The sequence below is a fragment of the Streptomyces gobitricini genome, from assembly GCF_039532985.1.
Lineage (GTDB): Bacteria > Actinomycetota > Actinomycetes > Streptomycetales > Streptomycetaceae > Streptomyces > Streptomyces gobitricini.
Genome location: NZ_BAAASR010000008.1, coordinates 95,841 through 121,067, shown reverse-complemented (window position 1 = coordinate 121,067; position 25,227 = coordinate 95,841). Strand labels below are relative to the sequence as shown.

25 protein-coding genes are annotated in these 25,227 nt (G+C 69.0%); 13 read left to right on the top strand and 12 right to left on the bottom strand.

The window, feature by feature from the left end; translation table 11 throughout:
* Positions 1-187: 187 nt before the first annotated feature.
* Positions 188-1,675, top strand: a complete 1,488-nt coding sequence (locus ABD347_RS08685; RefSeq protein WP_344358543.1) for a glycosyltransferase family 87 protein — start codon at positions 188-190, stop codon at positions 1,673-1,675.
* A 96-nt stretch (positions 1,676-1,771) separates the two neighbouring features.
* On the opposite strand, the gene ABD347_RS08680 is transcribed toward ABD347_RS08685, so the two are convergent.
* From ABD347_RS08680 to ABD347_RS08670, 3 genes are all read right to left on the bottom strand, one after another.
* The gene (locus ABD347_RS08680; protein ID WP_344358541.1) at positions 1,772-2,803 is read right to left on the bottom strand and encodes an alanine racemase; all 1,032 of its coding nucleotides are present in this window, start codon (positions 2,801-2,803) and stop codon (positions 1,772-1,774) included.
* Positions 2,804-2,865: 62 nt separating this feature from the next.
* Entirely contained in the window at positions 2,866-3,984 is a 1,119-nt protein-coding gene (locus ABD347_RS08675; protein WP_344358540.1) for a lipid II:glycine glycyltransferase FemX, read from the bottom strand.
* Positions 3,985-4,092: 108 nt separating this feature from the next.
* Positions 4,093-4,407, bottom strand: coding sequence for a hypothetical protein (locus tag ABD347_RS08670; RefSeq protein ID WP_344358538.1), 315 nt, complete (start codon positions 4,405-4,407; stop codon positions 4,093-4,095).
* A 271-nt stretch (positions 4,408-4,678) separates the two neighbouring features.
* On the opposite strand from ABD347_RS08670, the gene rpsF reads away from it, so the two are divergent.
* The 4 genes from rpsF (at position 4,679) to rplI (ending at position 6,396) form a co-directional block, all read left to right on the top strand.
* On the top strand, positions 4,679-4,969 hold the full coding sequence (gene rpsF / locus ABD347_RS08665) for a 30S ribosomal protein S6 (protein WP_004950685.1): 291 nt from the start codon (positions 4,679-4,681) through the stop codon (positions 4,967-4,969).
* 75 nt (positions 4,970-5,044) lie between these two features.
* Entirely contained in the window at positions 5,045-5,632 is a 588-nt protein-coding gene (locus ABD347_RS08660) for a single-stranded DNA-binding protein (protein ID WP_344358536.1), read from the top strand.
* Between the two features lie 63 nt (positions 5,633-5,695).
* Entirely contained in the window at positions 5,696-5,932 is a 237-nt protein-coding gene (gene rpsR, locus ABD347_RS08655; protein WP_005315025.1) for a 30S ribosomal protein S18, read from the top strand.
* A gap of 17 nt (positions 5,933-5,949) precedes the next feature.
* Positions 5,950-6,396 carry a 50S ribosomal protein L9 gene (gene rplI / locus ABD347_RS08650; RefSeq protein ID WP_344358533.1) on the top strand — a complete coding sequence of 149 codons (447 nt, stop codon included), beginning with the start codon at positions 5,950-5,952 and terminating at the stop codon, positions 6,394-6,396.
* A gap of 155 nt (positions 6,397-6,551) precedes the next feature.
* Here rplI and ABD347_RS08645 read toward each other — a convergent pair whose 3' ends face one another.
* A complete protein-coding gene (locus ABD347_RS08645) occupies positions 6,552-7,889 on the bottom strand; it encodes an MATE family efflux transporter (RefSeq protein WP_344358530.1) in 1,338 nt (445 codons plus the stop codon).
* A 423-nt stretch (positions 7,890-8,312) separates the two neighbouring features.
* Between ABD347_RS08645 and dnaB the strand changes: the two genes are divergently transcribed.
* On the top strand, positions 8,313-9,803 hold the full coding sequence (gene dnaB / locus ABD347_RS08640) for a replicative DNA helicase (RefSeq protein WP_344358527.1): 1,491 nt from the start codon (positions 8,313-8,315) through the stop codon (positions 9,801-9,803).
* A gap of 343 nt (positions 9,804-10,146) precedes the next feature.
* Here the strand turns inward: dnaB and ABD347_RS08635 are convergent, their stop codons facing one another.
* Positions 10,147-10,347 (bottom strand): hypothetical protein, encoded by a 201-nt coding sequence (locus ABD347_RS08635; protein WP_344358524.1) that lies wholly within the window; start codon positions 10,345-10,347, stop codon positions 10,147-10,149.
* A 149-nt stretch (positions 10,348-10,496) separates the two neighbouring features.
* Between ABD347_RS08635 and ABD347_RS08630 the strand changes: the two genes are divergently transcribed.
* Positions 10,497-11,873, top strand: a complete 1,377-nt coding sequence (locus ABD347_RS08630; protein WP_344358521.1) for a serine hydrolase domain-containing protein — start codon at positions 10,497-10,499, stop codon at positions 11,871-11,873.
* A 61-nt stretch (positions 11,874-11,934) separates the two neighbouring features.
* Here ABD347_RS08630 and ABD347_RS08625 read toward each other — a convergent pair whose 3' ends face one another.
* A complete protein-coding gene (locus tag ABD347_RS08625) occupies positions 11,935-12,387 on the bottom strand; it encodes a GNAT family N-acetyltransferase (RefSeq protein ID WP_344358519.1) in 453 nt (150 codons plus the stop codon).
* A 1,484-nt stretch (positions 12,388-13,871) separates the two neighbouring features.
* Between ABD347_RS08625 and ABD347_RS30635 the strand changes: the two genes are divergently transcribed.
* Positions 13,872-14,996, top strand: coding sequence for a globin domain-containing protein (locus tag ABD347_RS30635; protein ID WP_425575607.1), 1,125 nt, complete (start codon positions 13,872-13,874; stop codon positions 14,994-14,996).
* Here the strand turns inward: ABD347_RS30635 and ABD347_RS08615 are convergent.
* The 4 genes from ABD347_RS08615 to ABD347_RS08600 form a co-directional block, all read right to left on the bottom strand.
* Positions 14,993-15,472 carry an NUDIX domain-containing protein gene (locus ABD347_RS08615; RefSeq protein ID WP_344358513.1) on the bottom strand — a complete coding sequence of 160 codons (480 nt, stop codon included), beginning with the start codon at positions 15,470-15,472 and terminating at the stop codon, positions 14,993-14,995. The two genes, ABD347_RS30635 and ABD347_RS08615, sit on opposite strands and share 4 nt — an antisense overlap.
* Positions 15,473-15,533: 61 nt before the next feature.
* On the bottom strand, positions 15,534-16,430 hold the full coding sequence (locus ABD347_RS08610; RefSeq protein ID WP_344358510.1) for a LysR family transcriptional regulator: 897 nt from the start codon (positions 16,428-16,430) through the stop codon (positions 15,534-15,536).
* Positions 16,431-16,650: 220 nt separating this feature from the next.
* Positions 16,651-17,772, bottom strand: coding sequence for a cystathionine gamma-lyase (locus ABD347_RS08605; RefSeq protein WP_344358508.1), 1,122 nt, complete (start codon positions 17,770-17,772; stop codon positions 16,651-16,653).
* Between the two features lie 214 nt (positions 17,773-17,986).
* Positions 17,987-18,367: a phage holin family protein gene (locus ABD347_RS08600; protein WP_344358506.1), complete on the bottom strand. Its 381-nt coding sequence runs from the start codon at positions 18,365-18,367 to the stop codon at positions 17,987-17,989.
* A 51-nt stretch (positions 18,368-18,418) separates the two neighbouring features.
* Here ABD347_RS08600 and ABD347_RS08595 point away from each other — a divergent pair, with 51 nt between their 5' ends.
* The 4 genes from ABD347_RS08595 (at position 18,419) to ABD347_RS08580 (ending at position 20,710) form a co-directional block, all read left to right on the top strand.
* The gene (locus ABD347_RS08595) at positions 18,419-18,736 is read left to right on the top strand and encodes a cupin domain-containing protein (protein ID WP_344358503.1); all 318 of its coding nucleotides are present in this window, start codon (positions 18,419-18,421) and stop codon (positions 18,734-18,736) included.
* A gap of 144 nt (positions 18,737-18,880) precedes the next feature.
* The gene (locus ABD347_RS08590; protein WP_344358502.1) at positions 18,881-19,102 is read left to right on the top strand and encodes a DUF5326 family protein; all 222 of its coding nucleotides are present in this window, start codon (positions 18,881-18,883) and stop codon (positions 19,100-19,102) included.
* Positions 19,103-19,400: 298 nt separating this feature from the next.
* Complete coding sequence (locus tag ABD347_RS08585; RefSeq protein ID WP_344358500.1) at positions 19,401-20,126, top strand: IclR family transcriptional regulator; 726 nt, start codon at positions 19,401-19,403, stop codon at positions 20,124-20,126.
* 149 nt (positions 20,127-20,275) lie between these two features.
* Positions 20,276-20,710 carry an SsgA family sporulation/cell division regulator gene (locus ABD347_RS08580; RefSeq protein ID WP_344358498.1) on the top strand — a complete coding sequence of 145 codons (435 nt, stop codon included), beginning with the start codon at positions 20,276-20,278 and terminating at the stop codon, positions 20,708-20,710.
* Between the two features lie 132 nt (positions 20,711-20,842).
* Here the strand turns inward: ABD347_RS08580 and ABD347_RS08575 are convergent, their stop codons facing one another.
* Entirely contained in the window at positions 20,843-22,177 is a 1,335-nt protein-coding gene (locus tag ABD347_RS08575; protein ID WP_344358495.1) for a YibE/F family protein, read from the bottom strand.
* A 199-nt stretch (positions 22,178-22,376) separates the two neighbouring features.
* On the opposite strand from ABD347_RS08575, the gene thiC reads away from it, so the two are divergent.
* Positions 22,377-24,158 carry a phosphomethylpyrimidine synthase ThiC gene (gene thiC, locus ABD347_RS08570; protein ID WP_344358493.1) on the top strand — a complete coding sequence of 594 codons (1,782 nt, stop codon included), beginning with the start codon at positions 22,377-22,379 and terminating at the stop codon, positions 24,156-24,158.
* 128 nt (positions 24,159-24,286) lie between these two features.
* Here thiC and ABD347_RS08565 read toward each other — a convergent pair whose 3' ends face one another.
* Complete coding sequence (locus tag ABD347_RS08565; protein WP_344358491.1) at positions 24,287-25,111, bottom strand: hypothetical protein; 825 nt, start codon at positions 25,109-25,111, stop codon at positions 24,287-24,289.
* Between the last annotated feature and the right edge of the window lie 116 nt (positions 25,112-25,227).

Sequence of the window (25,227 nt, the reverse complement as noted above, 5' to 3'; positions counted from 1 at the left end):
GGTTCGGCGGAACGGAGGGCTAGCGCCCGGCGTTCCCCACCGCCGCCCGCGAGCGCGCGGGCCGAGGGGCGCCGCATCCGGTACGTACAGCGCGTGCGTACACCGGACGCGGCGGCCCTCGCCGTTGTCCACAGCCCGTTGTCCACAGGCCGCGCCCGCCCACAGCGCCGTACGGCAGGATGTCCCCATGCCGAGCCCACACAAGACGACGAGCGCCCACCAGGACCAGCCCGTCGTGCCCCCGACCCGGCGGGACGAGGTCGCAGCCGCCGGCAGTGAGCTGATCGGCGGACCCATCGGCCGCTGGGCGCGGCTCGGAGGCAGCGCGCTCACGCCCGTCCGCGTGATCGCCCTCGTCGCGATCGGGATGTTCGCGCTCGGTATGGTCCAGAAGCTGCCCTGCTACAACTGGGCCTGGTTCCGTGGCACCAGCTCGCAGTACACCCACGCCTGCTACTCGGACATCCCCCACCTGTTCATCGGGCGGGGTTTCGCCGACGGACTCATCCCGTACTTCGACCGCCTCGGCGGCGACATGGAGTACCTCGAGTACCCGGTGCTGACCGGCCTGTTCATGCAGGTCGCCTCCTGGCTGACGCTCCCCTTCGACGGGGATCTGCAGTACCGCGAGCAGATGTACTGGATGGTCAACGCGGGCATGCTGATGGTCTGCACGGCCGTCATCGCCGTCTGCGTCGCCCGCACGCACCGCAGGCGGCCCTGGGACGCCCTGCTGGTCGCTCTGGCGCCCGCCTTCGCGTTGACCGCCACCATCAACTGGGACCTGCTCGCCCTGGCGCTCACCGCCGCCGCCATGCTGATGTGGTCCCGGGGCCGGGCGCTGGCCTTCGGTGTCCTGCTCGGCCTGGCCACGGCCGCGAAGTTCTACCCGTTCCTGCTCCTCGGGCCGCTGCTGCTGTTGTGCTGGCGGGCCTGGAAGTGGCGGGAGTTCGGGCTGGCCGTGCTCGGCACGGCCGGTTCGTGGCTCGCGGTGAATGTGCCGGTGATGCTGTTGGCGCCCGAGGGCTGGAAGAAGTTCTACTCCTTCAGCCACGACCGGGGCATCGACTTCGGATCCTTCTGGTTGATCATCACCCAGCGCACCGGCGCGAACATCACGCCGGACGCCGTCAACACGTACGCGAGCCTGCTGATGGCGCTGGCCTGCCTGGGGATCGCCGCCCTGACGCTGACCGCGCCGCGCCGCCCCCGCTTCGCCCAGCTGGCCTTCCTGGTGGTCGCCGCGTTCATCCTGACCAACAAGGTCTACTCACCGCAGTACGTGCTGTGGCTGATCCCCCTCGCGGCCCTGGCCCGCCCCCGCTGGCGCGACTTCCTCGTCTGGCAGGCCTGCGAGGTCATGTACTTCCTCGGTATCTGGATGTACCTGGCGTACACGACGAGCGGCAACAAGCAGGGGTTGCCGACGGAGGGCTACCAGTTCGCGATCGTCCTGCACCTGGCCGGGACGCTGTTCCTCTGCGCCATGGTGGTGCGGGACATCCTGATGCCCGAGCGGGACGGGGTACGGCGCGACGGGACGGACGACCCGTCGGGAGGCGTCCTGGACCGCGCCGAGGACGTCTTCGTCCTGGGCAGGGCCGCGCACCCGCCGCAGCACGCCGCCCTCGCGGTCCAGGGACCGCGCGTGGAGTGGGGCGTCGTACGGGAGTGACGGGCGCCGAGCCGGCCCCCGGCGGGCCGTCGGACGCCGCCGGGCGCCGCTGCGGTACCGCCGCGGTGCCCGTGCCGACCGGCGCGCCCGGCAGTCCTACCGCTCGACCAGGCGGTCGAACTGGGTCGTGGTGTGCCGCAGGTGGGCGACCAGTTCGTCACCGACCTTCGGCTCCTGGGCGTCGGACGGGACGAACAGGATCGACACCTGCATGTGCGGCGGCTCGGCGAACCAGCGCTGCTTGCCCGCCCACACGAACGGCGAGAGGTTGCGGTTCACCGTGGCCAGACCGGCCCGCGCCACACCCTTGGCGCGCGGCATCACGCCGTGCATCGCCTTCGGGGCCTCCAGGCCCACCCCGTGCGACGTGCCGCCGGCGACGACCACCAGCCAGCCGTCGGACGCCGCCTTCTGCTGCCGGTAGCCGAAGCGGTCACCCTTGGTGACGCGCGTGACGTCCAGGACCGCGCCCCGGTACTCCGTCGCCTCGTGGTCGCCCAGCCACAGGCGGGTACCGATCCGTGCCCGGAACCGGGTCTGCGGGAACTGCTGCTGGAGCCGGGCCTGCTCCTCGGCCCTGAGGTGGCTGACGAACATGGTGTGCAGCGGTAGGCGGGCCGCGCGCAGCCGGTCCATCCAGCCGATGACCTCCTCGACGGCGTCGGTGCCGTCCGTACGGTCCAGCGGCAGGTGCAGGGCGAAGCCCTCCAGGCGTACGTCCTCTATGGCCGCGTGCAGCAGGCCGAGCTCGTGCTCGCCGATGCCGTGCCGCCTCATCGAGCTCATGCACTCGATGACGACCCGGGCGCCGACGAGGGCGTGGACGCCGTCCACGGACGACACCGAGCGGATCACCCGGTCCGGCAGCGGAACCGGTTCCTCGCCCCGCCGGAACGGCGTGAGGACCAGCAGGTCGCCGCCGAACCAGTCCTTGATGCGGGCCGCCTCGTAGGTCGTGCCGACCGCCAGCATGTCGGCTCCGAAGCGGGAGGCCTCCTCGGACAGCCGCTCGTGACCGAAGCCGTAACCGTTGCCCTTGCACACCGGGACCAGGCCCGGGAACTGGTCGATCACGGACTTCTGGTGCGCCCGCCAGCGAGCGGTGTCGACGTAGAGGGAGAGCGCCATGGCCGGCCCGGAACCTTTCTGTGGCTGCGGTGTGTCAGAGGTGTGTACGAGACTACGGAACGTCAGCGGCGGGACATGTACATGTCCAGCGCCTTGTGGAGCAGCTTGTTCAGCGGGAAGTCCCACTCGCCGATGTACTCGACGGCCTCGCCACCGGTGCCCACCTTGAACTGGATCAGGCCGAAGAGGTGGTCCGTCTCGTCCAGCGAGTCGCTGATGCCGCGGAGGTCGTAGACGGTGGCGCCCATCGCGTAGGCGTCACGCAGCATCCGCCACTGCATCGCGTTCGAGGGCCGGACCTCACGGCCGATGTTGTCGGAGGCGCCGTAGGAGTACCAGACGTGCCCGCCGACCACGAGCATGGTCGCCGCCGACAGGTTCACGCCGTTGTGACGCGCGAAGTACAGCCGCATGCGGTTGGGGTCCTCGTTGTTGAGGACGGTCCACATGCGCTGGAAGTACGACAGGGGGCGGGGCCGGAACCGGTCGCGCACGGCGGTGATCTCGTACAGCCGCTGCCACTCGGCGAGGTCCTCGTACCCACCCTGGACGACCTCGACGCCGGCCTTCTCGGCCTTCTTGATGTTGCGCCGCCACAACTGGTTGAAGCCCTTGAGGACGTCGTCGAGCGAACGGTTGGCCAGCGGCACCTGGAAGACATAGCGGGGCTGTACGTCCCCGAAGCCGGCCCCGCCGTCCTCGCCCTGCTGCCAGCCCATCTTGCGCAGCCGGTCCGACACCTCGAAGGCACGCGGCTCGATGTGCGAGGCCTCGACGTCCCGCAGGCGCTTCACGTCCGGGTCCTGGATGCCGGACTTGATCGCGGCGGCGTCCCAGCGGCGGATCACGACCGGCGGGCCCATCTTCACCGAGAAGGCACCCTGGTTCTTCAGGTGCGCGAGCATCGGCTGGAGCCAGTCGTCCAGGTTGGGCGCGTACCAGTTGATCACCGGGCCCTCGGGCAGGTACGCGAGGTAGCGCTTGATCTTCGGCAGCTGGCGGTACAGGACGAGGCCAGCGCCGACGAGCTGGCCGTCCTTGTCGAACCAGCCCAGGTTCTCCGAGCGCCACTCGGTCTTCACATCAGCCCATGCGGGGACCTGGCAGTGACTTGCCGCAGGCAGGGTCTGGATGTACGCCAGATGCTGCTCTGGGCTGATGGTCCTCAGGGTCAGGCTCATGCGGGGCGCTCCTCGGCAGGTGTGTCCCCATGGGTTCAGGGGCTCCGGCTCTCGCGCCGAAGCCTACTGGCACCGAGGAGCGCCCCGACTGCCGTACACCGGGAGGGCCTAACCCAGGACTCCGCCGAAGAGGCCGCCGTGCGCCATTCCGAGCCCGAAACCGATCGCCGAGGCTCCCATGCCGATGATCAGCAGGGTGCGTTCACGTGTCGTCTCGGAGACGTACTGGCCGTAGGCGCCGGTGACGACGCCGATCAGGCCCGTCCACGAGCTGATCAGGTGGAGGCTGTGGAACTGGGCCGTGATGAAGGCGACGGCGCCCAGCACCAGGGTCACCGCCATCAGCGTGTCCGGGAGCGGATGGGGCTTGCCGTCCGTGGCGAGCAGGGACGAGGTGGGGTGACGGTGGAATGCCTGGGCCATGAGGTACCTCCTGGCTGTGCCGGAAGGCGGCGCATCGTAGCGCCGCACGCACCCGATGTGTACAGATTGCGTCCGCCGGCCACCGGATTTCAACCGGAAGCCGGTGTACGGGTACTCTGTACGGTCTGCACCGGTGTCTGTCCATGTCCTGATCAGGTCCCTCACTCGATGAGGGCGATTGTCAGTGGTGGCCGATACCGTTGCTCACGCATCACGACCCTCCTGCCACGGAACGACCGTGGCCGCTGAGTCCAAAGGAGGTGGGTTCCACATGCGTCACTACGAGGTGATGGTCATCCTCGACCCCGATCTCGAGGAGCGCGCTGTCTCCCCGCTGATCGAGAACTTCCTCTCCGTCGTCCGTGAGGGCAACGGAAAGGTCGAGAAGGTCGACACCTGGGGCCGTCGTCGTCTCGCTTACGAGATCAAGAAGAAGCCCGAGGGCATCTACTCGGTCATCGACCTGCAGGCCGAGCCTGCGGTCGTCAAGGAGCTCGACCGCCAGATGAACCTGAACGAGTCGGTCCTCCGGACCAAGGTCCTCCGTCCCGAGACCCACTGAGCATCTAGCTCAGAGGTCATCGGGTTCGAGTAGCAGCAGCAAGCAGCCAGAAGCTATCCCGCCGAGAGGTTCCCCATGGCAGGCGAGACCGTCATCACGGTCGTCGGCAATCTTGTCGACGACCCCGAGCTGCGCTTCACCCCGTCCGGTGCGGCGGTCGCGAAGTTCCGCGTCGCGTCCACCCCCCGCACCTTCGACCGTCAGACCAACGAGTGGAAGGACGGCGAGAGCCTGTTCCTCACCTGCTCGGTCTGGCGCCAGGCGGCGGAGAACGTCGCCGAGTCGCTCCAGCGAGGCATGCGCGTCGTCGTGCAGGGCCGGCTGAAGCAGCGGTCGTACGAGGACCGCGAGGGCGTCAAGCGCACGGTCTACGAGCTGGACGTCGAGGAAGTCGGCCCCAGCCTCAAGAACGCCACGGCCAAGGTCACCAAGACCACCGGCCGCGGCGGCCAGGGCGGCTACGGCGGCGGCCAGCAGGGCGGCGGTAACTGGGGCGGTGCCCCGGGTGGTGGCCAGCAGGGTGGCGGCGCTCCCGCCGACGACCCGTGGGCGACCAGCGCGCCGGCCGGTGGCCAGCAGCAGGGCGGCGGAGGCGGCGGAGGCAGCTGGGGCGGAAGCTCCGGCGGTTCCGGCGGCGGCTACTCGGACGAGCCCCCCTTCTAGGCCCTTCCAGGGCTTCAGGGGTCAGGCTCGTACCCCACTTCTTGATCACACAGGAGATACACCATGGCGAAGCCGCCTGTGCGCAAGCCGAAGAAGAAGGTCTGCGCATTCTGCAAGGACAAGACCGCTTACGTGGACTACAAGGACACGAACATGCTGCGGAAGTTCATTTCCGACCGCGGCAAGATCCGTGCCCGCCGCGTTACCGGCAACTGCACGCAGCACCAGCGTGACGTCGCCACGGCCGTGAAGAACAGCCGTGAGATGGCGCTGCTGCCCTACACGTCCACCGCGCGATAAGAGAGGGTGACCGAAACATGAAGATCATCCTCAAGCACGAGGTCTCCGGCCTCGGCACCGCCGGCGACGTCGTCGACGTCAAGGACGGCTACGCTCGCAACTACCTGGTCCCGCGTGGTTTCGCGATCCGCTGGACCAAGGGTGGCGAGAAGGACGTGGCGCAGATCCGCCGCGCCCGTAAGATCCACGAGATCGCGACCATCGAGCAGGCCAACGAGATCAAGGCTCAGCTCGAGGGCACGAAGGTGCGCCTGGCGGTTCGCTCCGGCGACGCCGGCCGTCTCTTCGGTTCCGTGACCCCGGCCGACATCGCTGCGGCGATCAAGGCCGCGGGTGGTCCCGAGGTCGACAAGCGCCGTGTCGAGCTCGGCTCGTCGATCAAGACTCTTGGTTCGCACCAGGTCTCCGTGCGTCTGCACGCCGAGGTCGTCGCGAAGCTGGGCGTCGAGATCGTCGCCGCCTGAGTCTGAGCTCAGCGCTCCGCTAGCGGTCGCCCGGCGATCGTGAAGCAAACAGAAGGGCCGCACCTCCGGGTGCGGTCCTTCTGCTGTGCCTGCATCTCGTCCTGCTTGCCCGCTGAGTCTTTCGTCGTGTTTCACGTGAAACATGACATCGGGTATCAGCGTGTGGCACCCGTGACCACCCACCGGCCGGAGCGCATGCGCAGCCACAGCGTCACCATCCGGACCGCCATCATCAGGCCCATCCCCCACCAGAGGGCGGTCAGCCCGCCACCGAGCACCGGCACCAGAAGGGCGACCGGCGCGAAGACGAGGAGCGTCACCACCATGGCGCCGGCCAGGTAGCGCCCATCTCCGGCGCCCATCAGCACACCGTCCAGGACGAAGACCACTCCGGCGATCGGTTGTGAGAGTGCCACGACGAGCAGTGCCGGCAGGAGCGTGTCCCGTACGGTCTGGTCGCTGGTGAACAGAGGAATGAAGAGCGGACGGGCCAGGACGATCAGCGCGCCCAGCATCAGCCCGGAGGCGATGCCCCACTCGACCATGCGTCGGCAGACCCTCCGTGCCCCATCGGCGTCTCCGGCCCCCAGATAGCGCCCGATGATCGCCTGTCCCGCGACGGCGATGGCGTCCAGGGCGAAGGCCATCAGACTCCACAGGGAGAGGATGATCTGGTGGGCGGCGACATCGGCGTCACCGAGCCGGGCGGCCACGCCGGTGGCGATCATCAAAACCGCGCGCAGTGAGAGGGTACGGACCAGCAGCGGGGCGCCTGCCTGAGCGCTTGCCCGTATACCGGCAGCGTCGGGGCGCAGGGAGGCGCCGTGGAGCCGGGCTCCCCGTACGACCACGATGAGGTAGACCGCTGCCATACCGACCTGGGCGATCACTGTGCCCCAGGCGGAGCCGGCGATGCCGAGACCGGCGCCGTATACCAGCACCACGTTCAGCACCGCGTTGGCCGTGAAGCCGGCGATGGCGACGTACAGGGGCGTCCTGGTGTCCTGGAGGCCGCGGAGCACACCGGTGGCGGCGAGGACGATCAGCATCGCCGGTATGCCGAGGCTGGAGATGCGCAGATAGGTGATGGCGTAGGTCGCTGCGGTGTCGGAGGCACCGAAGAGCTCGACCAGCCAGGGTGCCGTGGGGAGGATGACGGCGATGACGGCCAGACCCAGGAGCAGCGCCAGCCAGATGCCGTCCATACCCTGGCGGATGGCCGACGGCAGGTCACCGGCGCCCACCCGACGGGCGACTGCAGCGGTGGTGGCGTACGCGAGGAAGACGAAGACGCTCACCCCGGTGGCCAGGAGGGCGGCCGCGATGCCGAGACCCGCGAGCTGGGGGGTGCCGAGGTGGCCGACGATGGCGCTGTCAGCCATGACGAAAAGCGGCTCCGCGACGAGCGCTCCGAAGGCCGGGACGGCGAGCGTGAAGATCTCGCGGTCATGCCGGCGTCGGTCGCTCTTGGATCGCACGGGAGCCTGGGTCATGCAGGCAATCTAATCTTCCACAGGTAACAGATGCAAGGGTAATGTGATCCTTACCTATCACCGAGTTGGCGGCTCTGGTGTGCGCCGTTTGTTCTGATCTTGGTCCGGTGGGAAAAGTTTTTCTCCCCCACAGCCGGTGGATGGAGAAATCGCAGGTCAATGGCGTCTTGGTGGTACGGCTATGAGTTTGTCCACACGGCTGTCCCCCGGTCCGTGCACAGGTTCTGCGGGGTTCTCCACAGCATCTGGGTCTTCACCCACAGGCCCTGTGGATAACCAGATTGGCTGACGGTGCCCGCGGGCCTACCGTGGTCCGGCGCTCGACGCGCCAGAAGCGGAGTTGAGCCTCTCGCTTTGTCAGTGTCGTGCCGTAGAAAGAGTGGCACGGCGAGGTCCGCGGAGCGGACGGGAGGAGGTGGGCCGGTGAGCATCCCCGAGCCCTTGGACGACCCCTGGGCCGATACCGGTCCCAGTGACCGTCTGCCCGTCACTCGCCAGCGCGGGAGTGACAGTCGCGGCCGCGGCATGGGGCGCGACGAGCAGCACGAGCGGGGAAGCGACAGCGGTCCCTGGGACAGCGGTGCCGGCGGCTTCGAGCGGGTGCCGCCGCAGGACCTCGACGCCGAGCAGTCCGTGCTCGGCGGCATGCTGCTCTCCAAGGACGCGATCGCGGACGTCGTGGAGATCATCAAGGGCCATGACTTCTACAAGCCGGCCCACGAGACGGTTTACACCGCGATCCTCGACCTCTACGCCAAGGGAGAGCCGGCCGACCCCATCACGGTGGGCGCCGAGCTGACCAAGCGCGGAGAGATCAACCGGGTGGGCGGCGCCTCCTACCTGCACACCCTCGTCCAGTCGGTGCCGACCGCGGCGAACGCCTCCTACTACGCGGAGATCGTCCACGAGCGGGCGGTCCTCCGGCGGCTCGTCCAGGCCGGCACCAAGATCACGCAGATGGGGTACGCGGCCGACGGCGACGTCGACGAGATCGTCAACTCGGCCCAGGCGGAGATCTACGCGGTCACCGAGCAGCGCACGAGCGAGGACTACCTGCCGCTCGGCGACATCATGGAGGGCGCTCTCGACGAGATCGAGGCGATCGGCTCGCGCAGCGGTGAGATGACCGGCGTGCCGACGGGCTTCACGGACTTCGACTCGCTGACGAACGGCCTGCACCCCGGCCAGATGATTGTCATCGCCGCCCGTCCCGCCATGGGTAAGTCGACGCTGGCCCTGGACTTCGCGCGCGCGGCATCGATCAAGAACAACCTGCCGAGCGTCATTTTCTCCCTGGAGATGGGGCGCAACGAGATCGCGATGCGCCTGCTGTCGGCGGAGGCCCGCGTGGCCCTGCACCACATGCGGTCGGGCACGATGACGGACGAGGACTGGACGCGGCTGGCCCGCCGTATGCCGGACGTGTCACAGGCGCCGCTCTACATCGACGACTCCCCTAACCTGTCGATGATGGAGATCCGGGCCAAGTGCCGTCGGCTCAAGCAGCGCAACAACCTCAAACTGGTCGTCATCGACTACCTCCAGCTGATGCAGTCCGGCGGCTCCAAGCGGGCCGAGAGCCGACAGCAGGAGGTGTCGGACATGTCGCGAAACCTGAAGCTGCTGGCCAAGGAGCTGGAAGTTCCGGTGATCGCCCTGTCGCAGCTGAACCGTGGCCCCGAGCAGCGGACGGACAAGAAACCGATGGTCTCGGACCTTCGTGAGTCCGGCTCCATCGAGCAGGACGCGGACATGGTCATCCTGCTGCACCGGGAGGACGCGTACGAGAAGGAGTCACCCCGAGCGGGTGAGGCGGACCTGATCGTGGCAAAGCACCGTAACGGCCCGACGGCGACCATCACCGTGGCCTTCCAGGGCCACTACTCTCGCTTCGTCGACATGGCCCAGACCTGACGCCGACTGGTTGCAGGTCCTCTGGTTCCGTTCCGTTTCTCCGCCGAAATGTCATGGCGGCGGCAGTTCTGGCACGGGATGGAGAATTACCCATGAAGGGCGTCACTTCATTGAGTGACGCCCCTTGCTCCTCCCGTACGGCCACGCGCCTGGTGCGACTCTCATCGAGGCCGGGGTGGTCGCCCCGCAGGGGGTGAGTCGTGGGAGGTCGGGTCGGTCATGGACGGCCTGCCCCGGGCCGCGCACCGCATCATCACCGGACGGAGCGACCTAAGCGAAGCGGTGGCGGGCGACTGCGGCCGGCCGGTCTTCACTCTTCGTACGGGGGACCAACGGCTGGTGATCACCGGCCCCCGAGCGGAGAGAGCACCACGCTGCGCGCCATCTGCAGGAGTCCGCCGCTGCGCATCGCGTTCGACCCGGATGTGCTCCTGGGGGCGCTGGATGCCGCGGTGGGACCGGACGTCCTGCTGGAGATCTCCTCGCCGACACAGCCGGTGGTGATCCGTTCCGTGGACCAGGGCAGTTTTGCGACGTTGGTCATGCCGGTCGGCTTGGTGTGCGGAGCAGTAGGCCACCACGCGACCCGTCGTACGGCTACATTGCCGGCGCAGGGCCGGGCCGGGCGGTGGCGGCGCCCGTGGTGGATCAATACGGTCGACGGTGCCGCTTCCCGGCGGATACATCTGGGGTATGACGTCATCCTTCGAAACACTTCTCCCCAGCACCGAGCGCGCCTTGCTGCACCGGGTGGCCACCGCGCAGACGGAAGGCCGGACACCCTCGCTCGTCGCCGCTGTCGCCAGAGACGGCAGGCTGATGTGGGAGGGCGGGCGCAGTTGCGTCGACGGGCAGGCCCCGGACGCCGATACGCAGTACCGGATCGGCTCCATCACCAAGCCGTTCACGGCCGTCCTGGTGATGAGACTGCGGGACGAGGGCCTCCTCGACCTGAACGATCCGCTGGAGAAGCACCTTCCCGCGACGGGCGTCGGTGAGGTGACGATCGCTCAACTTCTGGGACACACCGCCGGGCTGGCCGCCGAGTCGCCGGCGCCCTGGTGGGAACGTACGCCGGGATCGCTGCGTCCGGAACTCGCCGACGTGCTCGGCGAGCGGCCGTTGCTGCACCCGGCGGGCCGCCGCCATCACTACTCCAACACCGGGTACACCCTGTTGGGTGCGCTGATCGAGGCGGTGCGCGGAGTGCCCTGGGAGCAGGCGCTGAAGGCGGAGATCCTCGAGCCCCTGGGGCTGACCCGTACGACGACCCAGCCTGTCACGCCGCATGCCCGGGGCTGGGCGGTGCACCCATGGGCGGATGTGATGCTTCCCGAACCGGCCGAGGATCTGGGGCTGATGGCGTCGGCGGGTCAACTCTGGTCGACCGCATCGGACTTGAGCCGGTTCGGGCTTTTCCTCGCCGAGGGTGACGAGCGGGTGTTGAGCGTCCAGACGCTTCGGGAGATGCGTACCCCTGCCGTACCCCCGGAGGCCGGTGACTGGGACAGCGGTTATGGGCTCGGGCTGCAGTTGGTTCGCCGGGGCGGACGGACCCTGGTGGGGCACTCCGGGTCCTTGCCGGGGTTCCTCGCCGGGCTGTGGGTGGGTGTGGAGGACGGAATCACAGCGGTTGTCCTGGCCAATGCCACCTCCGGGCCGGCGCCCGGTGTGGTCGCCGCCGACCTCGTCCGGATCGTGGCCGACGCCGAACCAAGGATTCCTGAGCCCTGGCGGCCGCTGCCCGAGGTCGATCCGGCACTGCTGGAGCTGACCGGACCGTGGTACTGGGGCACGTACCCCTACGACCTGCGGGCTGTCGAGGACGGAGGCGTGGAGCTGAGCCCCCTGCGGGGACAGGGGCGCGCCTCGCGCTTCCGGGTGGAGGAGGACGGCACCTGGACCGGTCTGGACGGTTACTACACGGGGGAGACCCTGCGGGTAGTGCGGCGAGAGGACGGATCGGTGAGCCACCTGGACCTCGGGTCATTCGTGTTCACGCGCGAGCCGTACGAGTCCGCGGACGCGGTGCCGGGCGGTGTCGACGAGGACGGGTGGCGGGGGATTTGATGCCGACATGTTTCACGTGAAACGCCTTGCGGAAGCGTCCCGGCCGGGGCAGCCGCAGACATCACAACGACATCTTGAAGCCTACGTGGGAGGCCTCGAAGCCGAGCCGCTCGTAGAAGCGGTGAGCGTCGGTGCGCGTGGCATCGGAGGTCAGCTGGACCATTTGGCATCGCTGACGCCGCGACTCCGCGATTGCCCATTCGATGAGCCACGTGCCGAGGCCGCTACCCCGTTCGTCGGCGCGGACGCGGACCCCTTCGACGATCGACCGGGTCGCACCGCGCCGCGACAGCCCGGGAATGATCGTGAGCTGTAGCGTCCCGACGACCCGCTCCGCGCGCACGGCGACAACCAGGTGCTGGTGAGGGTCGCCGACCAGCCGCTCGAATGCGGCCGTGTACGGAGCGAGGTCGTCGGGCGATTCGCGCTGCGCACCCAAGGGGTCGTCCGCCAGCATGGCCACGATCGCGGGGATGTCGGCAGGGGCAGCGGGCCTGATCTCAAGATCGTTCATGGCCGCAGATTAATGGGTCGCCGATGGCGATGAAGGAGGAGGCGGACAGTCACATCTGGTGGGAAGCGTGTGACGGGCTGCCGAGCCCGACGGGCACTTGTTTCACGTGAAACACGGATTCGTCCGCACCGCGCCGTGGAGGCCTTCTGTCGGCTCCGGCTGAGCGCTCGGACTGTTGAGCTCCGACGGCTGCGCTTGTGCGCGTCCTGGCGCCTGTCGGCAGGAGAGTTCGCGTTACCGGCCAGGGACCGAGGTCCGAGCCGCCTGATTTCTTCGTCGGGCGACACCGGAGCGGTCAACCTTGAGGGCGTTCTGGACGTGGCGGCGAAAGTGAAGATCGCGAATCGGCTCTGTGCAGAGATGGGGGTGGAACTGGACGAGGGTGTTGCATACGGTGCTTCCATGTCCGACGCGGAGATCTTCGTGACAGTCCCGGTAGTGGTGCCGATCAACGCGGACCACCATCTGTCCGGGCTTGTCAGGCAGATTTATACGGGGGGCGATCTCCGCGAAGGCTATGAACTGGTACGACGTAGTCGTTAGTCACCGGAGACGGTGGTAACGCAGCCTAACGAAAACTGGGGACGAAATCCGGGCTTTCCGCTCTCCCTCTGACGAGCCGGCAACTCCTGCCATGCTGCGACCACAGCAACCGCTGTCGACGTCAGGTCCAGTGGCACCCGTTCCGATGATTGGCGCGGCCGAGGGTTACTGTGGGCGGCGGCGGGCAGCGAATACGAGCCGAAAGCGGCGTATTGAGGCACCTTCCGGTCGACGGAAGTGCATAGACCGACCGAGATATGTTCGAGGCGAGGCACTGTATGGACGCTCCGACCACCATGTCGGCCGATAACGGCACTTCCGGCGGCAGCGGCGGAGGGGGTGGCTGGTTCACACCGCGCAGGCCGGTCACCGACCGGCCCGCCGAACCCGAGGCTGCCCGTGCCGAAGAGCGGGCGGAGCGTGAGGCGGGCGCCGGAGAGGCCCCGGGCGGACGCCAGGAACGCATAGCCGGCCAGCGTCGGCCGCTCACCTCCATACGCATGGTCGGCGCCGCTGGAGCGGCGCGTACGGCCGATCCCCAGGGGGCCTCGGCGTCCCGAGCGCCCGAAACGGCGACTCCGACGCCGCCGACCGTGCCGTGGCCCGACGGGACCGGGCGTACGGCGCACGAGCGCCCCGCCGACCGTCCCCCGTCCCCCGCGCCCCAGAGCGCCCCGGCCGACGCGTCCCACGGGGCCGGCGCGAAGACCGCCCCGTACGACGTGCTCGCCGGTCATGAGGACGGGCCCCGACGTCCGGACAGAGCCCAACCGGCCCACCCGGCGGAGCGGGGCAGCACCCTCCACCGAGAGCCCACCCTCCACCGGGAGCCCACCACCGACCGGGAGCCCGCTCCCGCTCCCGCGCCCGCCGCACCCCCGCCCGCCGCAGCCGCCCGCCCGGCACCCGCCGCAGCCGCCGCTCACCCGCCTGCCGGTGCCGTGGCCGCCGAGCCCGGGTCGCCCGACGCGGTACGGGTCCGGCGGACGCTCGGCGAGATCGAGCCCGTGGCGGACAAGGTCACCTCGTACTTCTACGCCCTTCTCTTCACCCGCAACCCCGAGCTGCGCGCACTGTTCCCCGCGGCGATGGACTCCCAGCGCGACCGGCTGCTCAAGGCGCTGCTGACTGCGGCCGAGCACATGGACAACGGCGAGGTGCTCACCGAGTACCTTCAGCACCTCGGACGCGGCCACCGCAAGTACGGCACCGACGCCTCGCACTACCCGGCCGTCGGTGAGGCGCTCATCGGGGCGCTGAGCCGGTACGCGACGACGACGTGGGACGAGGAGACCGAAGCCGCCTGGGTCCGGACGTACACCACGATCTCCCAGATCATGATCGACGCGGCTGCCGAGAACGAACGCCACGCGCCGGCCTGGTGGCACGCCGAGGTGGTGTCGCACGACCTGAGGACGCCCGACATCGCGGTCGTCACGGTCCGCCCCGACCAGCCCTACCCCTTCCTGGCCGGGCAGTACACGAGCCTCGAGACCCCGTGGTGGCCGAGGATCTGGCGGCACTACTCCTTCGCCTCCGCACCTCGCTCCGACGGTCTGCTGTCCTTCCACGTCAAAGCCGTCCCGGCCGGCTGGGTGTCCAACGCCCTGGTCCACCACGCCCGCCCCGGCGACGTGCTGCGGCTGGGACCGCCCGCCGGGTCGATGACCGTCGACCACACCACCGACAACGGGCTGCTCTGCGTGGGCGGAGGCACCGGTATCGCGCCCATCAAGGCACTGGTCGAGGACGTCGCCGAGCACGGTGCGCGACGTCCGGTCGAGGTCTTCTACGGCGCCCGGACCGATCACGACCTGTACGACATCGACACCATGCTGCGGCTCCAGCAGTCGCACCCGTGGCTGGAGGTGCGCGCGATCATCGACAGCAGGACGCAGCTGTCGGAGATGGTGCGCGAGTACGGGCCCTGGAACGAGTACGACGCCTACCTCTCGGGCCCGGTCGGCATGATCCGCAGCGGGGTCGACGCGCTGCGGGGCGCCGGCATGCCCTACGAGCGGATCCGCCACGACTCGCTGGAGGAGCTCGTGGCGGCGGCCGACTAGCCCAGGTCGGGGGCGTGCATCGCCCGCACGCCCTCGATGTTGCCGTCCAGGTAGTGCCGCAGCGACAGGGGGACGAGGTGCACCGCGGCGATACCCACCCGGCTGAAGGGCACCCGGACGATCTCGTACTCGCCGAGCGGTTCGTCCACCTCCGGCCCGTGCCGCTGCGCGGGGTCCATGGACTCCAGCCGGCAGACGAAGAAGTGCTGCACCTTCACGCCCGAGACGCCGCCGTCCTCGATGTGCTCGACGGTGTCGACGAAGCACGGCACCACATCGACGATCTTGGCGCCCAGTTCCTCGTGGACCTCCCGGTGGAGTGCGTCGACCACCGTGGCGTCGTCGGGCTCGACCCCGCCGCCCGGTGTGAGCCAGTACGGATCCATGCCGGGCTTCGTCCGCTTGATCAGGATGAGATCGTCGCCGTCGAGCAGGACGGCACGTGCGGTGCGCTTGACCACTGGACGTTCGGTCATGGCTTGAAAATGGCCCGTGGGGCACCTTCTGAAACCCTCGGGACACGCCACCGACGCGTTGTCACCAGTCGGTCGCGGCGCGCAGCAGCGACTCGTGCGCCCGCGCGATGTGCGGCAGGGACAGCGTGCCGGTGCGCACGACCATGAAATAGGTGCGCAGCGGCGGTACCGGCGGGTCCAGCAGGGCCACCAGCCGGCCGTCGGCCAGGGCGTCCTCACACAGGTAACGGGGCAGTACGGCGAGCCCGGCGCCGGAGGCGGCCGACTCCAGGACGGCGCGCAGGTCCGGCGCGACGACGGTGGCCGCGGCAGCCGGTTTCGACTCGAAGACGGCCGCCCAGTAGCGCGCGACGAACGGCAGCGACTCGTGCACCTCGACCACCGGCAGCTGCTCCAGCACGACGGCGCCCTTGCGCAGCAGGACACCGGGCGCCAGCCGGGCGGCCCAGCGCGGGGCGGCGACCAGGACGTGTTCCTCGTCGCAGAGCGGCGTCGCGGTGAGCAGCCCGCCGCGGGGACGGGCGGTGGTGATGGCGAGGTCGTGGTGGCCGGCGGCCAGCCCGTCCAGGAGCTCCTCGGCGGCGGAGACCAGCGACGTGCGCACCGCGAGCCCCTGGGCGACCAGGCGGGTGAGGGCGGGCAGGGCGCGCACGGAGGTGAACTCGGGCGGACCGGCCAGGTGGAGGGTGCGTATCCCCGATTCGGTGTCGAGGCCGGTCTCGACGATCTCGACGAGCGCGTCCAGGTGGGGTGCCGCGCGCTGGGCGAGCTCGTCTCCGATGGTGGTGGGAGTGACACCACGGGCTCGGCGCAGGAAGAGCGGGCGGCCCAACTGACGTTCCAGTGTACGGATCTGGCTGGTCACGGCCGGTTGGGAGAGGCCCAGGAGGGCGGCCGCGCGGGTGAAGGAACCGGCCCGGTGCACCGTGACGAACGTACGCAGCAACGCCAGATCCATGCGCCTCCCCCCTCCCCACCCCCGACCACGTCCGGTTGACGGTGCCTCAGGGCCGACCGTCCAACTATAAATAAGTCGATAGGGAGCTGTCGCTACCGTGATTGGACAATGACACAGAGTCAACTAGCCTTGTTCACGCGGTCAACCGCTGAAAAGCGCGGACGGTCCGAGCCATGAGGGGGGAGGCTCGGACCGTCCGTTCGTCGTACGCGGTGTGTGCTCAGCGCGCGTCATCCAGCGCGCGCAGCACGTCCGCCACCAGGTCCTCGGCGTCCTCCGCCCCGACCGAGAAGCGGATGAACCCCTCGGGCACGGCGTCTCCGCCCCACCGGCCGCGCCGCTCGGCCGTGGAGCGCACGCCGCCGAAGCTGGTCGCGTCGTCCACCAGCCGCAGCGCGCCCAGGAAGCGCTCCGCCCGCTCCCGGTCGGGCAGGACGAAGGAGACGACCGAACCGAAACGCCGCATCTGCCCGGCCGCCACCTTGTGCGACGGGTCGCCCGACAGCCCGGGATACCGCAGCCCTGACACGTCCTCGCGCGCCGAGAGCGCCTCGGCGAGTGCGAGCGCGGTGGCGCACTGCCGGTCGACGCGCAGCTGGAGCGTGGCCAGGGACCGGTGGGCCAGCCAGGCCTCCATCGGACCCGGAATCGCCCCGGCGATCTTGCGCCAGCGCCGTACGGACCCGGCCAGCGACGCATCGCGGCAGGTCACGTGACCGAGCAGGATGTCTCCGTGCCCGGTCAGCCCCTTGGTGTCGCTGGCCACGGAGAAGTCAGCGCCCAGCTCCAGGGGGCGCTGCCCCAGGGGTGTGGCGAGCGTGTTGTCGATCGCGACGAGCGCGCCTTCCGCGCGGGCGGCGGCCACCAGACGCCGGATGTCGCAGACGTCCAGCCCCGGGTTCGACGGCGTCTCGATCCACAGCAGCCGTGCCCCGTCCAGCACCGACAGCTGCGCGTCACCACCGGTCGGTGCGGTGCGCACCTCGATCCCGTACGCCGACAGCTGCTCGCGGACCAGCGCCAGCGCCTGGTATCCGTCGGCCGGCAGGACAACCGTGTCGCCGGCCGTGAGCTGTGAGAACAGGACGGCGGAGATGGCGGCCATCCCGGACGCGAAGACGACCGTCTCGACACCCTGCTCGCCCGGTGCCTCCAGCTCGCCGATGGCCCGTTCCAGATGCGTCCAGGTCGGGTTCTCGTCCCGTCCGTACGTGTACGGTCCGGTCGGCTCGCCGGGCAGGTGGTAGTGGGCGGCGAACACCGGCCCCGGGAGGGTCGGTTCGTACGCCTTCGGCTCGGGCAGCCCGGCCCGTACCGCCCTGGTTCCGTCGCCCCACGTCATGCCACACGCTCCTCAAAGCTCCGCCGTACGGCGGCGAGCAGTCCAGCGCTCGCCGCCTCCACCATCTTCGCTGCTGCCGGTGCCGGCGAAGCAGACGCGGCAGGCGGTGCTCACCGAACGCACAGAACGCGCCGAGCGCACCGGACTGACCGGACCGACCGGACTGACGGGGCCGGGCCCACTGGACTTACCGGGCGCACCGGGCGCACCGGCTTCAGTCCTTTCCCTCGGGGAGGACCATGTTCATGGCCCACGACACCACGGAAATGATCAGGCCGCCGAGTACGGCGGTCCAGAAGCCCTCCACGTGGAAGTTCAGGCCGAGCTCGTCGGCCAGCCATGAGGTGAGCAACAGCATCAGCGCGTTGACGATCAGCGTGAACAGGCCGAGCGTGAGGATGAACAGCGGCAGCGTGAGAAGCTTCACGACCGGCTTGACGAGGGCGTTCACGATGCCGAAGACCAGGGCGACCAGGACCAGCGACAGCGTCTTCTTGCCGGTGCTGTCGCCTGTCAGGGTGATGTCGGCGAGCAACCAGATCGCCACGGCCAGAGCGGCCGCGTTCGCGATCGTCTTGACTAGGAAATTCATCATGTGTCTGATCGTGGCAGACATGATCGGACCAAGCGCAGGGGCGGACGGGCGATGAAGGCATTCCGACTGGACGAGCTGGAGGCGGAACGCGCCGCCAACGACGGCGCGTATCTGCAGTTCCTCCGAGAGCGGAACATGTCGGTGGGTCTGTACGCGCTCGACGCGGGGCAGCTCGACCCTCAGCAGCCGCACAAGGAGGACGAGGTGTACTTCGTCGTCAGCGGGCGCGCGTCGATCACGGTGGGGGCGGAGACGACACAGGTGGGACGGGGCAGCGTGGTCTATGTGCCGGCCGGCGTGCCGCACAAGTTCCACCACATCACCGAGGACCTGCGTGTGATGGTGGTCTTCTCTCCGCCGGAGAGCTGACCGGCGGCGCCCGGCGGGGCCGGGGTTCCCTAGGGGGAGGATCAGGGGAGAGCGGGGGCTGGGGAGCGCCCGCGCCAAGCCCCCGGCACCTAGCATCGAAGGTGTCCAACGGTAGAGCGTGGCACCAGAGATGAGGTTGGGACAATGGCGGCGGTTCGGAACGTTCTCACGGGGATGCCCTGGTGGGTCAAGTGGATCGCCATACCCGTCATCGCCCTGGTGGTGTTCGGCGGTCTGATCGGTACGGTCATCAGCGTGCTGATCGGGCTGCTGTTCAAGGTGCTCGTGTTCGCCGTGCTCGTCGGTGGGCTGATCTACGTCGTGCGGAAGTTCATGTCCTCCTCGTCGTCCCGCGGGGACTGGTGACGCCGTCCCTGAGCCCTTGCTGAGACAGGCGTACGAAGACCTCGTCCGCCTGCCCGGCCGAGTACCCGGTCGTTAGCCCGCGCGGGGGAACGGTCCCGGCGAAACCTCACCCCGAACGGAGGCTGCCATTAGAGTGGCCAGTCTCCGCTGCCCTTGGAATCAAGGGGTTTTCTGGCGCCCCGCCAGCGGTTTGTACGACTGAACGGGGCGAAACGCCTGGGGGTGACCTTTGGCCACGGCACCGCATTCCCGTACCCCTGCTCAAACCCCTGCCCCTCCCTCCACCCTGATCGCCTCCGTGCAGCGGGCGCTGAGGTTGCTGGAAGCCGTGGGCTCCCATGCCGACGGGGCCCCCGCCAAGCAGCTGGCGCGTGAGGCGGGGCTGCCGCTGCCCACCGCGTACCACCTGCTGCGCACGCTCACGTACGAGGGTTATCTGCGTCGCGTGCAAGGAGTGTTCGTCCTCGGTGACGCGGTAGGGCGGCTGGCGCGGGACGAAGCTCTGCAGAATCGTCGCAGCAAGATCGAGAGCTCGCTCGCGCACTGGCGCGACGCGATCGGTGTCCCGGTGTACTTCGCGGTGTACCGCGACGGTGAGATCGAGCTCATCTCGGTCTCCGACACCCCCACGGCCCCCGCCGTCGACGAGTGGGCCGACTTCCGCGAGACGGGTCACGCCCACGCGATCGGCCAGTGCCTGCTGAGCCAGCTCGACGATCCGGCCCGCCGTGACCACCTGGACCGCCACCCCGTCCGGCCGATCACCCCGTACACCGTCCGTGACGGGCGGGCGCTGCTGGCGAGGCTGAGGACCACCGAACGCACGCAGCCCTTCGTCGAACGCCAGGAGTACGCGCTGGGCACGGTGTGTGCGGCCATCCCCATCACGGCGGGTTCCGCCGCAGCGACCATGGCTGTTTCCCTACCCTCTCACCAGGAGCAACGGTTGCTGCCCGCAGTCGACCGGCTGCGTCGGGAGGTGGGGCAGCTCTTCAACTCGCTTGCGTTCTCTATCAGTATCTGAAAACTCACTCCTTGTGATCCTGTAGTGCGTACAGGACGATTACGTCAAGAGGTCAGTACGGATCATTACTGGCCGATTTTCCAGCCGCTTTCCTCACCGATCTTCATCAGCCGTTGTTCACCACTGCTTCTTCCATTGCGGGGTACATGATGCGCGAGTCGGTTCAGGCCGAGGTCCTGATGAGCTTCGTCGTCTCCGAGGAGCTGTCCTTCAGGATTCCGGTTGAGCTGGGGTACGAGACGAGAGACCCGTTCGCGGTCCGGATGACGTTCCATCTCCCCGGCGACGCGCCTGTGACCTGGGCTTTCGGCAGAGAGTTGCTGTTGGACGGCATCAATGGACCGAGCGGTGACGGCGATGTGCACATCTCCCCCACCGGCCTCGAGGATCTGTCGGACGTCAGCATCCGGCTCCAGGTCGGTGCCGACCGTGCGCTGTTCCGGTCCAGCGCGCCGCCCCTGGTGGCCTTCCTCGACCGCACCGACAAACTGGTGCCGCTGGGCCAGGAGCGCACGCTCGGTGACTTCGAGGAGCACTTGGAAGAGGCGCTCGGCCGGATCCTCGCCGAGGAGAACGCCGGCTGACGCCTACGGGGTGGCTGACGCCGACGGGGCCTGTCCGGGCCCCGTACCGTCACCGGCCGGCCGGGCACCTGTACGGCTCACCCGGCCGGCCCGGGCCCCGTACGGCTCACCGGGCCGGGCGCGGGGGGCGGCCTACTTCTTGCGCCGACGGCCCCGTCCGCCGCCGCGTGCCGCCGTCGCCGGCACGCCCCCGGGCCGGTCGGCCGAGACGACCAGGGCCGCCAGCGCGGTGGTCACCGGCACCGAGGCGACCAGCCCGATCGAACCCACCAGAGTCCGCACGATCTCTTCCGCGACCAGCTCGCTGTTGGCGACCGTCCCCACGCTGCTCTGCGCGATCGAGAAGAGCAGCAGCAGGGGGAGGGCCGCGCCCGCGTACGCGAGCACCAGCGTGTTCACCACGGAGGCGATGTGGTCGCGGCCGATGCGGATGCCGGCGCGGTACAGGGCGCGCGGCCCCATTCTCGGGTCGGCCTGGTGCAGCTCCCACACCGCCGACGTCTGGGTCACCGTCACGTCGTCCAGCACACCGAGCGAACCGATGATGACACCGGCCAGCAGCAGGCCGGACATATCGATGTTCGGATAGAGGCCATGGATCAGACCCGTGTTGTCGTCGGTGTTGCCGGTCAGTGAGGCCCAGCCGATGAACAGCGAGCCGAGCAGGCCGATCAACAGCAGCGAGATCAGCGTGCCGATCACGGCCACCGAGGTTCGCGCGGTCAGTCCGTGGCAGCTGTAGAGCGCGATCAGCATGATCGCGCTCGACCCGATCACCGCCACGACCAGCGGGTTCGACCCCTGGAGAATGGCGGGCAGGATGAACAGGGTCAGGATGGCGAAGCTCACCGCCAGCGCGACCAGCGCCATCACGCCACGCATCCGGCCGACGGCGACCACCGCCAGTGCGAAGACGCCGGCGAGCAGCAGCATCGGCACCTTCCGGTTCACGTCGGTGACCGAATACTGCAGGTCGCGCGGGGCGTCGGGGGCATAGGCGACCACCACCCCCTGGCCCTCCTTCAGCTGGCGGGGGGCGTCCGGCTGCACGATCTCGACGAACTTGCGGCCCTTGTCCTGGCCGGTGGTGACCTCGACCGTCGCCTTCGCGCACAGCCCTTGCTGGGAGTTGACCGCCTCACGTCCCTCCGGCGTGGTCGTGTCGCCGGTCGGCGGGACCTGCGCCGCGTTCACGTCCCTGCAGTCCACCCGGTCGACCCGGACCACCGTGCCCTGCTCGGTCTGCCGGTCGAAGCCGACGCCGGTGCGCTCGTGCTCCGGCGCGCCGCCGGGCCACAGGACGGCGAGGCCGACCAGCACCGCGGTCGCGAAGGGGATCAGGACCGCGGCGATGACCTTGCGCAGGTGCTTGGATACGGGCGCCGCGGGGCCATGGCTGTGGGCGTGGCTATGGGTATGACCATGTGCCTGTCCGGTCGGTTCGGGGGGCTGCTGCGAAGAAGTCACCGACCGATCATCGCAAGAACGAGGGGGGCCCTCTGTTCAGCGCGGCCGGGATGGCGCTAGCGTGGTGGCACCTTTGCACACGCGGGAGCTCGGAGCACCGGGCTGAGAGGGCGCTGACATCCGTACGAGGAGTACGGAAACGGCTGCGTCGACCGCCGAACCTGTTACCGGGTAATGCCGGCGTAGGGAGTAGGTCAGTATGACCGTTCAGGACGCACGCACGCCTGCCTCGAACCAGAACGACGAGGCTGGGAAGTCCATCGGCTGGCACAAGGGGTACGTCGAGGGCTCGCGCCCCGACCTCCGAGTGCCGGTCCGCAAGGTGCACCTCACCAATGGCAAGGACGTGACGCTGTACGACACGTCGGGACCGTATACCGATCCGCATATCGAGACCGATGTACGCCGCGGCCTGGAGCCGCTGCGCGAGAACTGGATTATCGCCCGCGGGGACACCGAGGAGTACGCGGGCCGCCCGGTCCGCCCCGAGGACGACGGGATCAAGCACACCTCGCCGCGCGGTGGGCTGCGCAACCTCGACGCCGTCTTCCCCGGCCGCCCGCGCCAGCCCCGCCGGGGCCGCGGCGGCCAGGCGGTGACGCAGCTCGCGTACGCCCGCCGGGGCGAGATCACGCCGGAGATGGAGTACGTCGCGATCCGCGAGAACGTCTCCCCCGAGGTCGTGCGTGAGGAGATCGCGGCCGGCCGGGCGGTCCTGCCGGCCAACGTCAACCATCCGGAAATCGAGCCGATGATCATCGGCAAGCGGTTCCTGGTGAAGGTCAACGCCAACATCGGCAACTCGGCGGTCACCTCGTCCATCGAGGAGGAGGTGGACAAGATGACCTGGGCCACCCGCTGGGGTGCCGACACGGTCATGGACCTCTCCACCGGCCGCAACATCCACACCACCCGCGAATGGGTCCTGCGCAACTCGCCCGTACCGATCGGTACCGTGCCGCTCTACCAGGCCCTGGAGAAGGTCGACGGCAAGGCCGAGGAGCTGACCTGGGAGATCTACAAGGACACGGTCATCGAGCAGGCCGAGCAGGGCGTCGACTACATGACCGTCCATGCCGGCGTGCTCCTGCGGTACGTGCCGCTGACCGCGCGCCGCAAGACCGGCATCGTCTCCCGTGGCGGCTCCATCATGGCGGCGTGGTGCCTGGCGCACCACAAGGAGTCGTTCCTGTACGAGAACTTCGAGGAGCTCTGCGAGATCCTCGCCGCCTACGACGTGACGTACTCGCTCGGCGACGGCCTGCGGCCCGGCTCGATCGCGGACGCCAACGACGAGGCGCAGTTCGCTGAGCTGCGGACGCTCGGCGAGTTGAACACGATCGCCAAGCGGCACAACGTACAGACCATGATCGAGGGCCCGGGACACGTCCCGATGCACAAGATCAAGGAGAACATCGACCTTCAGCAGGAGATTTGCGAGGAGGCGCCGTTCTACACGCTCGGCCCGCTGACCACCGATGTGGCCCCGGCCTACGACCACATCACCTCCGGTATCGGCGCGGCGATGATCGCCTGGTGGGGTACGGCGATGCTCTGCTACGTCACGCCCAAGGAGCACCTGGGCCTGCCCAACCGGGACGACGTGAAGACCGGCGTCATCACCTACAAGATCGCGGCCCATGCGGCGGACCTCGCCAAGGGGCACCCGGGCGCTCAGGAGTGGGACGACGCGCTGTCGGACGCCCGGTTCGAGTTCCGGTGGGAGGACCAGTTCAATCTGGCCCTCGACCCCGACACGGCGAGGGAGTTCCACGACGAGACGCTGCCCGCCGAGCCGGCGAAGACCGCGCACTTCTGCTCCATGTGCGGGCCGAAGTTCTGCTCGATGAAGATCTCGCAGGACATCCGGCGCGAGCACGGTGGAGACCTGAAGGAGCAGGAGATCGAAGCCGGAATGGCGGAGAAGTCCGCGGAGTTCGCCGCGGCGGGCAACCGGGTCTACCTGCCGTTGGCGGACTGACAGCTGACGGCTGACCGCTGATAGCTGACGGCTGGCGGTCCCCGATGGAACATCTGCCTGTTTCACGTGAAACGTCTGTTCGTTTCACGTGAAACAGGCGCCAGCCCCGGTGTCGTGGACAAGGCGTTTCAGTCGGGCTGGTGCTCCGGGCCCCCGAAGTCCGGGCTGGTGAAGTCGGGACTGGTGAACGTGGGGCGGGAACCGGTGCCGCCCTCGCTGGGGCTGGAGAAACGCGGCCCGTCGTACCCCACCTTCGGGATCCGGTCGACGTGGCGCGGTGGCACCTCCGAGAAGGGGTCCGCACTGGCCTCCGCCAGCGCGTCCCGCAGGAACGGCAGAATCCCCCGCTCCAGCAGGGCGTGACGCCAGGCCTCCCTGGCGCGGGCGACCTCGTCGGGCAGCTCGTCTCCGGGCTCCTGAGCCGGGACCTGGGTGGACCTGTTGCGCAGCGCCGTGACCAGCAGGCCGATGGCGGCTGCCAGAATGCCGGCAGCCGTGACGGCTCCGAAGAACCACCCCGCCGCCAGCAGCGAATCCGCGAAGGCGGGCGCCGGGTCGAGCATCTTCAGGACATAGCCGACCAGCAGGAAGATGGCCGCGGCCGTGCCGGCCAGAACCGGCGCGAGCACGGTGACGATGACACCGACTCCGGCGCCCGGCCCCGCGTCGGGCTCGTCCCCGGGCGAGGCCAGAACGGCGCCGATCGCCGACACTCCACTCGGGGAACGCGACTCCTCGCGCACCACGACGTAGTGGTCGTACTCCGCGGCGGCGGACGCGGATATCAGCGCGGTCGCGTTCAGGGCCATGGTGCGCAGTTGCTCGGTGTTGAGCCGCTGCCCGACCCCGGCGAGGTCCGGACGGTCGTGCGCGGTGCGCAGTGCGTCGTCGAGGATGCGCTCGTACTCGGCGCGGTCCTCGGTCAGCAGGTGCGGAGCGCTTTTCATGTGCATCCCCCGATGCTCCGTAGGGCCCGGTTTGCCCGCGTAGAACGGACGGTCGGGCAGAAACGGAGGAGAGCCTGCTACGGAAATACCGATGGTAGAGCCGTTACGGCGCGGGGTGACAG